We start from the raw sequence: 16,676 nt of genomic DNA, 5'->3' as shown, positions 1-16,676 counted from the left end.
TGGCTAAATGATTGTCATTAGGAAGTTTAAAATCATGAAATTTCCCATATTTTTTTGAAAATTTCAGCTCAAAAAGAAAATATTTTATTGTGCTGACAGGCTTATATAGAACATATCTAATTTATGTCTTTTTAATAAGTGGTTGATTATTAAAATATTGGAAGGTTTTGAGTGTAGAAAAGGGATGACGTAAATTTAATGTTAAATACAGAAGCAAAAATCATTCATAATTTTAACAGCAAAAGTGTTGTATCTATCACACAAACTTTTATTTTTGTGACTTAATTTAACAAGTATAAGCATGAAAGATCTATTAGCAAAAATCAACGCCGAAATCGACACATTTAAAGTAGAAGCTGAATCACTAACTGAAAAAGGTGTTAAAGCTGCTGGCGCAAGAGCACGTAAATCAACTTTAGAAATTGAAAAACTTTTAAAAGAGTTCAGAAAAGTTTCTATCGAAGAATCTAAAAAATAATTTTCTTTTAAAGAAAAGAAACCTCGCCAAAAGCGAGGTTTTTTTTTGAAAGGTTCAAAGGTTCTGAGCAACAAAGCTACAAAGTTCCAATAGGAAGCCTTTGAACCTTAGTCCCTCAGAACCTTTGCACCTTTAGATGGAATTTCTATCAATAAAATTAAAAGGAACTTTTACCTGTCCTTTCTCTTTGTTCAAAATCATTCTGGCAGCAGTTTCTCCCATAACATTAAAGTCTGTAGACATAACCGTTATACCAAGTAATTCTTTTAATGGCGTATCATTATATGATATAACACCAATATCTTTGCCTAAAACATATTCTTCATCTCTAATCTGTTTTACTAAATTAACCAGATCAGATTCTTCAATAGTAATAAAAAGATCGCCTTTTTTTAGAATCATATCATCGTAAACTTCACTCAAAATTTCAAAGTTTACTCCGTGCTCGACACAGAATTTTCTAAATCCATGTAAAATTCTTCTAGGATAAGGATATACCGCTTTATCAGGATAAACCAGAATTAGTCTTTTATATTTAGTGATTTTAGCAAGTCCTTCTTTTAAAGCATTATAAATGTCATTTTCAAAATCCTGATAAATTTTGATTACTTCGCCGCCCATTCCGAGTTTTATATTATCGAGCATAACCAATTTATCCTGCGGAATATTTTGAATTGCTCGAACTACTTCATCAGTAAAACTAGAATGTTTAAGTTCGTCTGTTTTAAAATGTGTTGTAATAACATAATAGTCATAAGCGCCTTCAAACTTATCTAATATATTTAAGAATAAAGTTTCGTCACAGTGGTAAATGTGCAGATCAGTGTGTGCATTAGCGCCAAGAGTATTAATAAACGAGCTGTAAGTTTTCATTTTATACGCACTCAGTTTATTGGTAAGAAATAAAATGTTTACTTTAGACTCTAATTTTGTTCGGGTAATATAATATCCTTTTCCTCTAATAGAAGAGATAATTTTACGCTCTTTCAAAATATTATAAGCCTTTTCGACAGTATCACGAGACATATAAAATTCTTCGCTAAAACTATTTATTGAAGGTATTTTTTGGTTGATTTTTAGATTTCCGTTGGCGATGTTCTGAAGAATAGAGTCTACAATTTGTTTGTATTTAGGAACTCTGGAATCTTCATCTATTTTAATTAATTTAATCATGGCATTTTTTTTCAAATCAGACTCTCGAAGTGTAAAGAAATCCAATTCTAAATTATTTTTATAAAAAGTGGCTTAAAACTGGTAATTCCGGCTTGTTTAAATCTTTTTCTTACAAGTAAATCAAATTCAAATAAGACTTTATTTTGTTTTTTCGCTAATGTCTTTATTTTTCGCTTATTGTAAATATAATAATTACGAAATCGATTGCTAAAATAGCTATTTTAAATTTATTTTTCCAAAATAATCAGGTCGTTCTTTATAATAATATTTAGTTTTAACATAAATACTTAAAATCGTAAAGGATAGTACAGGACAGTTTTCTTTTTTACATTCTATTATTTTACAAAACCAAAAGCTTACAAACTAACCACAAACAAAAAAATTAAATGGAATCATTATTAGGAATCATTTTTCATTCTATCGGAGGTTTTTCTTCAGGTAGTTTTTATATGCCTTTTAAGAAAGTTAAAAACTGGGCTTGGGAAAGCTATTGGCTTATTGGGGGATTTTTCTCATGGCTTATTGTACCCCCAATCGCAGCTTACTTAACAATTCCACATTTTACAGAAATTATCGCAGCAGCTTCACCATCTATAAAAGCTTTTACTTTTTCAATGGGATTAATCTGGGGTATAGGTGGTCTTACTTATGGTCTGGGCGTTCGTTATTTAGGAATGTCACTTGGTAACTCGATTATTTTAGGATTCTGTTCTGCTTTTGGCGCATTAGTTCCTTCTATATATTATGACTTTAATCCAACAGAGGGAAAAATTTCATTTTCACACATGCTTTCTAATACTGGCGGACAGCTGGTTTTATTAGGAGTAGCAGTTTGTCTTTTGGGAATTGCCATTTCTGGAAAAGCAGGGATATTAAAAGAAAAAGATTTTGCAACAGGTCACGAAGATAAAGACAAAGATTTCAGTTTAGTAAAAGGTCTTATCATAGCGGTTGTTTCGGGTATTTTGAGTTCGTTTTTTAATTACGGAATCGAAGCTGGAAAACCTATGGCAGAACAAGCGGTTATAAGTGGCTGCAATCCTTTATTTCAAAATAATGTAACCTATATTGTTTTGCTTTGGGGAGGTTTAACAACCAATTTTATCTGGTGTATCTACCTGAATTTTAAGAATAAAACTATTGGTGATTATGTAAATAAAGCTACGCCAATTACCAAAAATGTACTTTTTTCTGCGCTTGCCGGTACAATGTGGTTTCTTCAGTTTTTCTTCTACGGAATGGGAGAAAGCAAACTTGGAAACGGTGCAAGTTCATGGATTCTGCACATGGCAACCATTATTTTGACAGCAAATTTTTGGGGATTTTATTTGAAAGAATGGGCAGGAGTTTCCAAAAAAACGTTCAGAACTTTTATTTGGGGAATTGGATTGATTATGCTTTCGATCGTGATAGTTGGAATTGGAAATTCATTATAAAAACATAAAATAACATACAGGAATATGTCGAATATAAATACACAAAATATGAATTTTAAGCATGTAAGCTACCTTTGGGATGACGCTAAGGCAGCAGCATTAGCAGGAGATGAAGTAGCGCTTTTCATTTATCGCTCGAACTTATTAGGAGCAGATTTAAGATTGACAAATTACGGAGGAGGAAATACTTCTGTAAAAATTGAAGATAAAGATCCATTAACAGGCGAAAGCTCTGATGTAATGTGGATTAAAGGTTCTGGTGGAGATATCGGTACACTAACTAAATCAGGTTGTGCTGCACTTTACCTAGACAGACTTCGTAATCTTGAAAATGTTTACAGAGGAATCGAGTTTGAAGATGAAATGGTAGAATTATTCAATCACTGTATTTTCGACTTAGCATCAAAAGCGCCATCTATAGATACGCCTTTACATGGTTTTTTACCATTTAAACATATTGATCACTTACACCCGGATGCAGCAATTGCTATTGCAGCAGCAAAAGACGGTGCAAAAATCACAGAAGAATTATTTGACGGAGAAATTGGCTGGGTAGGCTGGCAGCGTCCAGGTTTTGACCTTGGACTTCAGTTGAGAGCTTGTTTGGAAGAAGCAGAAAAGAAAGGTAAAAAATTACGTGGTATCATGTTAGGTTCTCACGGTTTATTTACTTGGGGAGATACCGCTTTTGAAAGTTATATGAACACGCTTGAAGTAATCGAAAAATGCGCAGATTACTTAGAAAGCAACTACGGAAAAAAACGTGCTGTTTTTGGAGGTAAAAAAATCGACAGTCTTCCAGAAGCAGATCGTAAATTAAAAGCAGCAAAAGTAGCACCAATTTTAAGAGGATTCTGTTCATCAGAACGTCAGATGATTGGTCATTATACAGATGATGCAAGAGTTTTAGAATTCATTAATTCTAATGATTTAGCAAAATTAGCTCCATTAGGAACATCTTGCCCGGATCACTTTTTAAGAACTAAAATCAGTCCTTTGGTTTTAGCATTAGATCCAAATGAAGATTTGTCTGATGTAGAAGCTATTAAAGCAAAATTAAAACCTGCTTTTGAGGCCTACCGTGCAATGTACAAAGACTATTACAATGCATGTAAAAAATCAAATTCGCCAGCAATGCGTGACCCAAATCCAGTTGTGATTTTATATCCGGGAGTTGGTATGTTTACGTTTGCCAAAGATAAAACTATGGCTCGTCTGGCATCAGAATATTATATCAATGCTGTAAATGTAATGAAAGGTGCAGAAGCAGTTTCTGAATATACATCATTACCACATCAAGAAGCTTTTGATATCGAATACTGGTTATTAGAAGAGGCAAAATTACAACGTATGCCAAAGCCAAAAGCTTTGTCTGGAAGAGTAGCACTTATCACTGGTTCTGCCGGAGGTATTGGTAAAGCTATCGCGAAAAAATTTGCGCAGGAAGGCGGTTGTGTTGTAATCAACGATATCAATACAGAACGTTTAGAGCAGGCTACGGCTGAGTTTACTAAACTGTTTGGAAAAGATGCCGTTTCTAGTACATTATTAAATGTTACTGACGAAAAAAGTACAGAATTAGCATTAGACGAAGCTTGTTTAGCTTTTGGAGGTGTAGATATTATAGTAAACAATGCTGGTATCAGTATTTCTAAATCTATCGCAGAACATACTCTTGAAGAGTGGGATAGATTATACGATATTTTGGTAAAAGGACAATTTATTGTTTCTAAAGCAGGAATCGAAGTAATGCGCAAACAAGGTTTTGGTGGAGACATCGTAAACATCGTTTCTAAAAATGCTGTTGTAGCAGGACCAAACAATCCTGGTTACGGTTCAGCAAAAGCTGCGCAGGCACATTTAACACGTTTAATGGCAGCTGAATTGGGTGCAGATAAAATTCGTGTAAACACAGTAAATCCAGATGCAGTAATCTCAGACTCTAATATTTGGTCTGGCGGATGGGCAGAAGGTCGTGCAAAAGCATACGGTATTACGGTAGAAGAATTACCGGCTTACTATGCAAAACGTACGTTATTGAATGAAATTATATTGCCCGACGATATTGCGAATGCTTGTTTTGCTTTTGTTGGCGGTTTCCTAAACAAATCAACAGGAAATGCCTTAAATGTAGACGGCGGCGTAGCGATGGGCTTTTACAGATAAGTTGTTAGGTTTTATATAAGTTTGTTTAAGCAAAAGTGGTTTTTTGTGGTCTAGCGTTCGATATTATTCGGACGTTAGATTTTTTTAGCCTACACTAATTTAATCTAAACTTATAATTAAGTATAAAAAAAGTAAAGTTAAACTTGGAGTTCAATTTATATAAAGTTATATATTGTAAGCTCTATTATAAAGATAAATATTATGTTAATCGAACCAGGAAAAATAGAATCCCATAACGAGGAATTACTTAAAAAACATACTAATAAATTAGTTTTTACAGCTTCGGAAATTAATGATACAGAAGCTATTATTATAAAATTAATCGATTTTCAAATCGCAATTCCATCTTGGGCATTAGGAACTGGAGGAACAAGATTCGGACGTTTTCCGGGCGGTGGAGAACCTCGTTCTTTAGAAGAAAAAATAGAAGATGTAGGTTTGCTTCACAAATTAAACAACGCTTCAGGAGCAATTTCGCTTCATATTCCGTGGGATATCCCAACAGATTATAATGCAATCAAAACACTTGCCGGACAACACGGATTAAAGTTTGATGCTATGAACTCGAATACTTTTCAAGATCAGGCAAATGCTGAAAATTCATACCGTTACGGTTCATTGCAAAATGTAAACAAAGCCGTTCGTAAACAAGCGATCGCACACAATATAGAAGTTATCAAACACGGAATTGAATTAGGTTCTGAGTCACTTACAATCTGGTTGGCTGACGGTTCTAACTTTCCTGGACAATTAAACTTCCGTAAAGCATACCAAAATACATTAGAAAGTTTAGAAGAAATCTACGATGCATTACCTTCTAACTGGAAATTGTTTTTAGAATACAAATGTGCTGAGCCTAACTTTTATTCTACAACAGTTGCAGATTGGGGACAATCTTATTCTTATGTGAAAAAATTAGGAGACAAAGCACAAACCCTTGTAGATTTAGGACACCACTTACCAAATGCTAATATCGAGCAAATCGTTTCTTTATTACTAATGGAAAATAAATTAGGAGGTTTCCACTTCAACGATTCTAAATACGGAGACGACGATTTAACAGCCGGTGCCTTAAAACCTTACCAATTATTCTTGATTTTTAATGAATTAGTTGAAGGAATGGACGCGAGAGGAATGAACCACGCCAAAGATTTAGGCTGGATGATCGATGCTTCTCACAACATCAAAGATCCGTTAGAAGATCTATTACAATCTGTAGAAGCCATTATGATTGCTTATGCACAAGCACTTTCTGTAGACAGAAAAGCATTAGAGATTGCACAAGAAGAAAATGACGTAGTAAAAGCTCAGGAAATTCTTCAAAATGCATTCCGTACAGACGTTCGTGCACTAGTTGCAGAAGCACGTCTGCGTTCTGGAGCAGCATTAAATCCAGTAGAATTATATCGTTCGCTTACCGTTAGAAAAAATCTAGTAGGCGAAAGAGGTTTAAAAACGATGGCTACTGGCTTATAAAAGAACAGCGTAATGAATGTAGTTGCAATTTTTGATATTGGCAAAACAAACAAAAAAGTATTTTTATTTGATGAAAATTATAAAATTGTTTGGGAAAAATCAGTAAATCTTGACGAGACCACAGACGAAGACGGTTTTCCTTGTGAAGATATTGAAGTACTTAAACACTGGATACTCGATCGATTAGCAGAAATTAAAAATCTAAAAGATCATGTTCTAAAAGCCATCAATTTTAGCACTTACGGCGCTAGTTTTGTCTATATAGACGAAAAAGGAAAAGTTTTAGCTCCTCTGTATAATTACCTAAAAGATTATCCAGAGGATTTAAAAAACGACTTTTATTTAAAATATAAAGGAAAAGAAGTTTTTGCAGTAAAAACCGCTTCTCCAGTTCTGGGAAGTTTAAATTCCGGAATGCAGATTTACAGATTAAAAGAAGAAAAACCAGAATTGTTTGATCAGGTAAAATACTGCCTGCATCTGCCACAGTTTTTAAGTTTTCTTTTAACCAATGAAGCTTACGCAGATATTACAAGCATTGGATGCCATACAAACTTATGGAACTTCAAAAAAATGAAGTATCATAAATGGCTCAAAAAAGAAAATATTCTAAGTAAAATTCCACCGATTCATTACGGAAAAGATGTCATCAAAAATGAAGACGGATTAGCAATAGGAGTGGGACTTCACGACAGTTCATCGGCTATTATTCCGTACACTATCAATTTTACAGAACCTTTTGTATTATTATCTACAGGAACCTGGAGTATTTCTTTAAATCCATTCAATAACAAACAACTTACTTTTGAGGAATTACAGCAAGATTGTTTGTGTTATATGCAATACACAGACAAACCTGTAAAAGCCGCACGTTTGTTTTCTGGAAACGAACATGAAGTACAAACCAAACGATTAGCAGAACATTTTGGAGTACCCGTAAATTCATACAAAGACATTTACTACAACAAAAAAATAGTTTCTAGCTTACGTGCCTTAGATTTTACAATAGTTTATCCAAAGAAATACGATTTTGATATTCTAAAAGAATGTCCATTTCAAAAAAGAGATTTGGCAAATTATAAAGATTACGAAACCGCTTACCATCAATTAATGCTGGATTTGGTACAACAACAGGTTTTTTCAACCAATTTAGTGATACACAACAGTCCGGTAAAGAAAATTTTTGTAGATGGAGGATTCAGTAAAAATTCCATTTTCATGAATTTATTAGCCGAAGCTTTTCCAGACGTAGAAGTTTACGCTGCTTCTATGGCACAGGCAAGTGCTTTGGGTGCCGCGCTGGCAATTCATCATAATTGGAATCCAAAACCAATCCAGAATGATTTAATTGATTTGAAATTTTATAAACATTAGCGAAATGCGGTGCGGATGTCGTAAATTTGCATAACAAATGTATTTTTTACATTTGTACTGTACACGACTAATGAACAACACAATAAATACTACAATATGAAAATTGGACTTTTTATACCTTGTTATGTCGACCAATTTTACCCAAAAGTAGCGATTGCTACCTACGAACTTTTGAAAAAATTAGGTTGCGAGGTTGAGTTTCCGATGGGACAAACTTGTTGCGGACAACCAATGGCAAACAGCGGTTACGCACATTTAACAAAAGGCTGCGATGCCAATTTTATAGAAAATTTTTCTGGATTTGATTACATTGTCTGTCCTTCGGGAAGTTGTGTGCTCCATGTTAAAGACCATTTGCACGACGAAAAACAAGAAGATAAAGCAACAGCGATTCGAAATACGGTTTATGAATTAACGGAATTTATTACCGATATTCTTAAGATTGATCACATAGACGGAAACTTTCCTTTTAAAGTAGGAATGCACCAAAGCTGCCACGGACAACGCGGTTTACATCTTTCGCAGATGACAGAATTAAATGCGCCATTTTTCTCAAAACCACAACAATTACTTCAAAACATAAAAGGATTAGATTTAGTTTCGCTTTCGCGAAAAGACGAATGCTGTGGTTTTGGAGGAACTTTTTGTGTAACCGAAGAAGCCGTTTCTGTAAAAATGGGAAAAGACCGAATTAAAGATCACGAAAGCCATGATGTCGATTATATTACAGGAGGAGATATGTCGTGCTTAATGCATTTAGAAGGAATTTTAAAAAGACAAAACAGTCCGATAAAAACCATTCACATTGCTGAAATATTAAATTCACTAGAAAATTAAGCTTAATTTTCTTTTAACCATTAAGAAATTAAGTTCATAAAGTCTGGCTTAAATAACTTAATCTCTAAATGGTAAAACACACAAAAGATGTCTTCAAAAAAAACACTAGATCATAGCCATGCCGCTTCCGTTTTCAATAAAGACGAAGCACGTGTAAACTGGCACGACGAAACTTTATGGTTTGTACGTGAAAAGCGCGATAAATCAGCGCACCAGATTCCGGATTGGGAATTACTTCGCGAAACAGCTTCAAAAATCAAAAATAATGTACTTTCTAATATTCATGATTATTTAGTTGAATTTGAGGAAAATGCAAAGAAAAACGGCATAATAGTACATTGGGCGGCCGATGGAAAAGAGCATAATGAAATTGTACATTCGATCATGGCAAAACATGATGTAAAGCAAATGGTAAAATCAAAATCAATGCTTACAGAAGAATGTCATTTAAACGAATATTTATCAGAAAGAGGAATAGACGTTATCGATTCTGATCTTGGCGAGCGCATCGTTCAGTTAAGAAAAGAACCGCCAAGTCATATTGTATTGCCCGCCATTCACCTAAAAAAAGAAGATGTAAGTGAGACTTTTCACGAACATTTAGGAACAGAAAAAGGCAATTTTAATCCGCAGTATTTAACGGAAGCAGCACGCCAGCATTTAAGAGATACATTTCTAACCCGAAAAGTAGCTTTAACAGGAGTAAACTTTGCTGTTGCAGAAACCGGAGAATTTGTAGTTTGTACCAACGAAGGAAATGCCGATATGGGTGCGCATTTAGCCGATGTTCATATTGCATGTATGGGATTCGAAAAGCTGATTCCGCAAAGAAAACATTTAGGTGTTTTTCTGAGATTATTAGCTAGAAGCGCAACCGGACAACCGATAACAACTTTCTCAAGTCATTTTAAGAAACCAAGAGAAGGTAAAGAAATACACATTGTAATTGTCGATAACGGCAGAACAACGCAATTAGGACGCGAAGATTTTAGAAACTCGCTAAAATGCATTCGCTGTGGCGCGTGTATGAATACTTGTCCCGTTTACAGACGTAGCGGCGGACACAGTTACCACAATGCCGTTGCGGGTCCAATTGGTTCTATTCTGGCACCAAATTTAGACATGAGCAAAAATGCCGATCTTCCGTTTGCAAGTACACTTTGCGGTTCTTGTACCAACGTTTGTCCCGTAAAAATTGACATTCACGATCAGTTGTACAAATGGCGTCAGGTTTTGGTAAAAGAAGGCCATACGCCGGCGGCCAAAACAATCGCCATGAAAACTATGGCAACCGTTCTGGCAAATCCAACAGTCTTTAATATTGCCGGAAAATCAGGTCGTTTTGTAATGAAAAACATTCCGGGAATGGTAAACAACAAAATGAACAAATGGTACGATCAGCGCGAAATGCCGGCAGTTCCAGAAGAGTCTTTTAGAGAATGGTACAAGAAAAATTCGAGAGAATCTAAAGCAAAAGACAATGAGTAGTAGAGAAGAAATATTAAAAAAAGTAAAACAAAATCAGCCTTCCATAACTACACAACTTCCAGATTTGGGTGTTCTAGGTTCGGATAATTTTGATGTACTTGAAACCTATAAAACGGTTCTGAAAGGTATTGGAGGAAATGTTGTTGAAGTGGCAAATTATAATGAAGTTATCACTTTCGTGAAAGAAAATTACGAAGCAGGAAAACGCATTATAACAACACTTCCTGAATTTGCTTCGATTGCCAGTTTAGACTGGGAAAATGACGATCCGCATTCTCTTAAAGATGTAGATTTAACCATTATAAAAGCACATTTTGGAGTAGCAGAAAACAGCGGACTCTGGGTAACCGACGATATTTTAGGTCAAAGAGTTTCACCTTTTATAACCCAATATTTGGCTATAATTGTAGAAAAGAAAAACATTGTACCAACAATGCAGCAGGCCTATGATAGAATCGGAAATCAGGAATACGGTTTCGGAACTTTTATTGCCGGACCTTCTAAAACTGCTGATATTGAGCAGTCTTTGGTTTTAGGTGCACATGGCGCAAGAGGTTTGGTTGTGTTTTTGATGGATTAAATTAAAAATCGTTACACATAGTAAACCCGACAGGTTTTTAAAACCTGTCGGGTTTCGTAATTATCATTTGTCTCTATCTAGTTCCGTCGCTAGCGCGAGCGTCCCGCTCGTGAACGCACAGTATCGTCCTGATAAGTTTACCCATTTAGAAATTCGGCTCATTATTTAATCTTAAACTCTTCCATTTTTTCTCCCACTGCTTCTCAGAAACTCTTTCCTTAAAAACATCCAAATCAACATTAGGAGTAGGTCTAATTATTAAATGAAACAAATCACTCAAACCATAAGGCGCCAAAATTTCGATTTCATCATTTACGTTTAATCTTGCAGCAACAGCTGTGGCAGTTTCAGGCCAATACGAAATTGCATTTTCACTATCCTTATATGGTAAATGATGGTTGCGAATATGCATTCTCGCCTGATTCTTAACAGACCATTTCAAGTTTGGATTTATTGCAGTAAGCTGTTGTTCGATTTCGCTTTCTAAATTCATTGAAGTATTAGTTTCATCAAAAAAGACCACATCAATATCATTAAATTCGGTTGTTTTTTGATTGTGTAAAACATCCCAAACTTTATTTCTTATAAATCCAGCTCCAATCCAGCAATCGTTTAAGTTTAGATTTTTAACGATAGTCAGAATTTCAATAAGTAGTTTATCTTCTTCTATAATGCTGATTAATTCGTTTCTGTATTCCATTTGTTGGAGCGTTTATTTAAAGCTAAAGCAAATTTAAAATATATTTTAAGTTCGGAGGTATTTAAACCTGACGGGTTTCAATAATGATCATAATCATAGATTTTATTTTATAAGGATTACTTTATAAAAAATAAAACTAATCGATAAAATCTTATAGAGAAATGTGCGAAACACACTTTTGTCGCCCATATAGACGGAATATCTCTAAAATAACCTTATAATTGTAACATTTTACAAAAAGTTACAATACGTTTTATTTTGAAACAACTTCTACGACATCTTCTTTTTTTACTCGGTTTTTCTTTAATAGCGCAGGCTCAGGAATATCCGGTAAAATTTCTTGATATATCAGATGGATTGTCAAACAACTCCGTAACCACCATATTTCAGGATAATGATGGTTATATGTGGTTCGGAACTTACGACGGATTAAACCGTTACGACGGCTATAATTTTAAAGTCTTCCGCAACAGAATCAGCGATAAAAAATCACTTCCTTTTAATACCGTTTATAATATAGAAGGCGATACCAAAAACAATATATGGGTTGGAGGTTCAAACGGATTGTGTATTTACAATAAAACTACCGCGGCATTTCATCCTGCAAGATATTTGGATAGAAATGATAAAGCAAAAGTTGTAAAAGATATTATTCACCAAACAAGCGCTGTTTCAGATAATTTAGTCTTAACAGCTTCGCAAAGTTTAGGATTATTAGCTTTTGAAAACGGATCGTTTGTGGGAAAACATATCCCGTTGAAAGTTCTCGGAAACAAAATCAACATCAATAATTACGATGCGATCGCCATTCAGGAGAGCAATATAAAAGAGATTTGCTGGGTGTATGTCCGCACAATCGGAGTTTGTCGTTTCAACTATAAATCCAAAAGTTTAGAAGTCGTTTATCCACTTTCTTTAGAAGTCAAAGCGATGAAACTCGCTGCAGACAATAATCTCTGGCTGGGAACAGACGAAGGATTGTTTTTGTTTGATATAAAAACAGGAGTTATTTCCACCAATTATTTTACCACAAAATGCAGTGTTTCTGATCTTTTGTTAGACAAGAAAAAAGAACTCTGGATTACAACCGACGGTTGCGGCATTTATAAAGTAAACGCAAAAGACAAAAAAGTCGTTTCGTACAATTCTTTAAAAAGTAATCCGTTGGTAAAAAGTAATTCCGTTTGGAGCCTATACGAAGACAAATCCGGAAACAAATGGTTCGGAACTTTACGTGGCGGTATAAGCATGCTGAGCAATACGACAAAGTATTTTAAAACCATAAAATACAACGCGGCTGATCCAGCAGACAACTTTATTTTGTCTTTTTGTGAAGACGAAAAAAAGAACCTTTGGGTTGGTACAGACGGTGCAGGGTTAAAATATTGGGACAGAAAAAACAACACTTATACAAGTTATGGCAATAAATTGTCGAGTACATTTATTACTGGTATTGTACGCGATAATAATAATGAAATCTGGCTTTCGACCTGGGCGGGAGGCGTAAACAAAATCAATCCGAAAACCAATACCGTAACTCAATATTCCTGTTATAATCCGTTTACGAAACAGATTGAGAAAAATATTTGGTTTGTTTACAAAGATTCTAAAGCTAATATTTGGGCAAGTGCCACAAACGAAGGTTCGTTATATCTTTTTGACAGAGCTAAAAATGCCTTTACACTTTTTGATAAATCGGTCAATAATCTGCAATGTTTAACGGAAACGAGCGACGGAAAACTTTGGGGCGGCAATTATACGAGTTTGATTTCTATTGAAAAAACAACGCATAAAATTAATAAAGTAAACATCGGAAATCCGGTTCGATACATTTACGAAGACAAAGACAAAAATCTTTGGTTAGGAACTCAAGAAGGAGGTTTGCTGTTATTTGATAGAAAAACAAACACCTTTAAAAGATTGACAACCGACGATGGTTTACCATCAAACACCGTTTTACGATTACTCGAAGACAAAGAAGGAAACCTCTGGATGAGTACTTACAATGGCGTCTGTCGATTTGATAAAAAAAGCAAAACCTTTCGTAATTTTTCGGTAAACGACGGACTTCAAAGCAATCAGTTTAGTTTTAATGCCGGAATTAAATTATCAACAGGAGAATTTATTTTTGGAGGAATTAATGGTTTTAATATCTTTTTTCCGGAAGCCATAAAAGGATTCAATCAGAAAAATAATTTACTGCTTACTGATTTTTATGTCAACAATCAGCCCATTGAAGAAAGTAAAAACGAAATCATATCTGATGAACTTTCAGGCAAAATAAAAGAAGTAAGCCTGCCTTACGATCAAACTACGCTTTCGCTGGAATTTGTGGCTTTAGATTATAATAATGCCGACAAAATAAATTATGCGTATTTCCTTGAAGGCTGGGACGAACAATGGAATTATGTGGGTCAAGCCCGAAAAGCAAATTACGCCCGACTTACAGAAGGGAAATACACATTTAAAGTAAAAACAACCAATTTTAAAGGCGGATGGAACAAAGAAGTCAGCCTTATCACAATTGAAATCCTGCCGCCGTGGTACAGAACCTGGTGGGCATATTTATTGTATTTATTAGGAATTGCGGGTGCGCTTTTTGCGTATTTGGATTACAATAAAAACAAGGAAAAATTAAAATATAAAGTAAAAATTGCAGAATTAGAAAGCAAAAAAGAAAAAGAAATTGCCGAAAAGCAGTCGTCTATGTTTACTTATATTTCGCATGAATTTAGGACGCCGCTTTCGCTGATTATAAATCCACTGAAAAAGGCAGTTCAGAAAGAGAATGTTGAAAACGGATCTTCGGGAAGCGATTTGGCAATTGCACACAGAAACGCCAGACGATTGTTGAGTCTGGTCGATCAGTTATTACTTTTTAGAAAAGCCGAAAATGATGCCGATTCGCTGAGATTATCACCAATAAATGTAAATAATCTTTGTAACGAAGTCTATCAATGTTTTGTCAATCAGGCGAAAGAAAAAAACATTCAATATCATTTTCAAATTCCGGAACACGAAATTGTAATCATTGGCGATTATGAGAAAATAGAAATTTCATTATTCAATTTAATGTCAAATGCATTTAAGTACACTCCAATTGGTGGTGAAATCAATCTTAAATTGACGGAAAATGACAATGAAGTACAACTTGAAATCTCGGACAACGGCGACGGAATCGAAAAGAAAGATATTGACGTAATCTTCGAAAAATTCAAACAAATAAATTCTAAAGTATCGGTTGGAACAGGTTTCGGAATCGGACTTTATATCGTAAAATACTTCGTTGATAAACATAAAGGAACGGTAAGCTGCGAAAGTGAAATTGGGAAAGGAAGTACTTTTAAACTGACTTTCTTAAAAGGAAATGCGCATTTTGATGATGTAGAAATTACAAACGAACTGCCGCAAAGAAGCCAGTTGTTTGATGAATTGATTATGGATGAAATCGACGAACCGCAGCAATTGGTAAATATTTCGGTTTCAGAAAATGATTTCCAGAAAATAATGCTTACCGACAAACGCACCGTTTTGATTATTGATGATAATGCCGAAATCAGAGCGTATTTAATCAAAATGTTCTCGGAAAATTACATTGTCTATAGCGCTGAAAATGGAGAAGAAGGTTTAAAACAAACCAAAAAATATATGCCCGATCTTGTCATCAGCGATATTACTATGGAGCAGATGGACGGCTTAGAATTGTGTCGAAAAATTAAAGAAAACAGCGCTTTATCTCATATTCCGGTAATCTTACTTACGGCATCTCAAAATCCGGAAACACACCTGCAGGGAATTAGCGATGGCGCCGACGATTACATCACAAAACCTTTTGACGATGATATTTTGATGGCGCGTGTAGAATCGCTTTTAAGAAACCGAAGCAATCTGCGAACCTATTTCTTAGACAGCATTACCTTAAAAGAAAACACGCAGAAAGTTCCTGTAGAATATCAGGAAATCTTAAAAAGATGTATTGATATTGTCGAAGCCAACATTCACAAAAGAGATTTTACGATAAAAAACTTTGCCATAGAGATGGGAATGAGCCACAGAACGTTGTACACCAAAATTAAAATCATTTCCGGTCAGACTTTAAATGCTTTTATACGTTCAGTTCGTATTCGAAGAGCTGCCATGTTAATGCTTACAGAAGACATTAATATTACACAAGCAAGTGCAGAAGTAGGTTTTGAAGATCCAAAATATTTCAGACAGCAGTTTGTAAAACTCTTTGGAATGACGCCTTCAGAATACATCAAAAAGTATAAAAGCTCTTTTAATTCAGATTTGAATATCATTAAATAATTACTATCGTTTGATGTAATTAAGTTTGTGCATATTGAACGCTGATAAAATAGATTTGCTCCGCAAAAACGCTGATAAAAACGGATTTGTTTACCATTTAAAAAAATCCGTGTAAATCTGCGTCTTCGTGATAACGAATCCGTCTAATCCGCGTCAAAATATCTCATTTTCTATGTGTTTTGCAATAAGTGAAACGCCTCTAAATAGATTTCAAAAAGCTATGTTCCTATGTGTTAAAATAGAAATCTTCTACTTAAATCAATAATTGCGTATTGTGTAAAAAATTGACATTATTTTTTCATACTAAGTAATTTTAATTCTAAAATAATAGTTAATTACCATTTTGACCTCCTTTTTTTTCCATTTTACCCCTCCTTGAAACTTTAAACTAGACATTACTTTGCACTCATGGTGATAGAAATGTTAGTCATGTTTACTGTGTACCACATAAGTGTTTATTATTTCAGATAAGTTTTATCTCTTAAAGAATTGAGCCTTCTGTAAGAGATAATAGTAAGAGTTGGTTTTACAGATTACTTATCAAACCCGCAGTGTAAAAACTGCGGGTTATAATAAAAATAAACACGTTTTAAGAAAGTCTAGAAATCAAGGAATATAAAAAAAGAAAAAAGTAACTAACCATTAACCCAACCAAACTCT

At 34.5% G+C, this 16,676-nt stretch carries 11 protein-coding genes; 9 read left to right on the top strand and 2 right to left on the bottom strand.

Translation table 11 applies throughout. The annotated features are described in order from the left end of the window. The first annotated feature begins 301 nt into the window (after positions 1-301). Positions 302-478: a histone H1 gene (locus tag EV144_RS16365; protein WP_134150244.1), complete on the top strand. Its 177-nt coding sequence runs from the start codon at positions 302-304 to the stop codon at positions 476-478. Positions 479-610: 132 nt separating this feature from the next. On the opposite strand, the gene EV144_RS16360 is transcribed toward EV144_RS16365, so the two are convergent. Then, a complete protein-coding gene (locus EV144_RS16360) occupies positions 611-1,651 on the bottom strand; it encodes a GntR family transcriptional regulator (RefSeq protein ID WP_134150243.1) in 1,041 nt (346 codons plus the stop codon). A 386-nt stretch (positions 1,652-2,037) separates the two neighbouring features. Here EV144_RS16360 and rhaT point away from each other — a divergent pair, with 386 nt between their 5' ends. The 7 genes from rhaT (at position 2,038) to EV144_RS16325 (ending at position 11,008) form a co-directional block, all read left to right on the top strand. After that, positions 2,038-3,087, top strand: coding sequence for an L-rhamnose/proton symporter RhaT (rhaT, locus tag EV144_RS16355; RefSeq protein WP_134150242.1), 1,050 nt, complete (start codon positions 2,038-2,040; stop codon positions 3,085-3,087). A 24-nt stretch (positions 3,088-3,111) separates the two neighbouring features. Further along, the gene (locus EV144_RS16350; RefSeq protein WP_134150241.1) at positions 3,112-5,253 is read left to right on the top strand and encodes a bifunctional aldolase/short-chain dehydrogenase; all 2,142 of its coding nucleotides are present in this window, start codon (positions 3,112-3,114) and stop codon (positions 5,251-5,253) included. A gap of 201 nt (positions 5,254-5,454) precedes the next feature. Then, complete coding sequence (locus tag EV144_RS16345) at positions 5,455-6,729, top strand: TIM barrel protein (protein WP_134150240.1); 1,275 nt, start codon at positions 5,455-5,457, stop codon at positions 6,727-6,729. Positions 6,730-6,741: 12 nt separating this feature from the next. After that, positions 6,742-8,103 carry an FGGY-family carbohydrate kinase gene (locus EV144_RS16340; protein WP_134150239.1) on the top strand — a complete coding sequence of 454 codons (1,362 nt, stop codon included), beginning with the start codon at positions 6,742-6,744 and terminating at the stop codon, positions 8,101-8,103. 96 nt (positions 8,104-8,199) lie between these two features. Further along, positions 8,200-8,940, top strand: a complete 741-nt coding sequence (locus tag EV144_RS16335) for a (Fe-S)-binding protein (RefSeq protein ID WP_134150238.1) — start codon at positions 8,200-8,202, stop codon at positions 8,938-8,940. Positions 8,941-9,027: 87 nt separating this feature from the next. Continuing rightward, a complete protein-coding gene (locus EV144_RS16330) occupies positions 9,028-10,428 on the top strand; it encodes a lactate utilization protein B (protein WP_134150237.1) in 1,401 nt (466 codons plus the stop codon). Continuing rightward, complete coding sequence (locus EV144_RS16325; RefSeq protein WP_134150236.1) at positions 10,421-11,008, top strand: lactate utilization protein C; 588 nt, start codon at positions 10,421-10,423, stop codon at positions 11,006-11,008. The genes EV144_RS16330 and EV144_RS16325 overlap by 8 nt, the downstream gene beginning before the upstream one ends. A gap of 145 nt (positions 11,009-11,153) precedes the next feature. Here EV144_RS16325 and EV144_RS16320 read toward each other — a convergent pair whose 3' ends face one another. Then, positions 11,154-11,708 (bottom strand): nucleotidyltransferase family protein, encoded by a 555-nt coding sequence (locus EV144_RS16320; protein WP_134150235.1) that lies wholly within the window; start codon positions 11,706-11,708, stop codon positions 11,154-11,156. A gap of 258 nt (positions 11,709-11,966) precedes the next feature. Between EV144_RS16320 and EV144_RS16315 the strand changes: the two genes are divergently transcribed. Continuing rightward, positions 11,967-16,016 (top strand): hybrid sensor histidine kinase/response regulator transcription factor, encoded by a 4,050-nt coding sequence (locus EV144_RS16315; protein ID WP_134150234.1) that lies wholly within the window; start codon positions 11,967-11,969, stop codon positions 16,014-16,016. Positions 16,017-16,676 lie beyond the last annotated feature (660 nt).

The organism is Flavobacterium sp. 270, assembly GCF_004368785.1.
In the GTDB taxonomy this organism is placed as follows: domain Bacteria; phylum Bacteroidota; class Bacteroidia; order Flavobacteriales; family Flavobacteriaceae; genus Flavobacterium.
The sequence above is the reverse complement of the archived record's forward strand: the minus strand, read 5'-3'. Positions and strand labels throughout refer to the sequence as shown.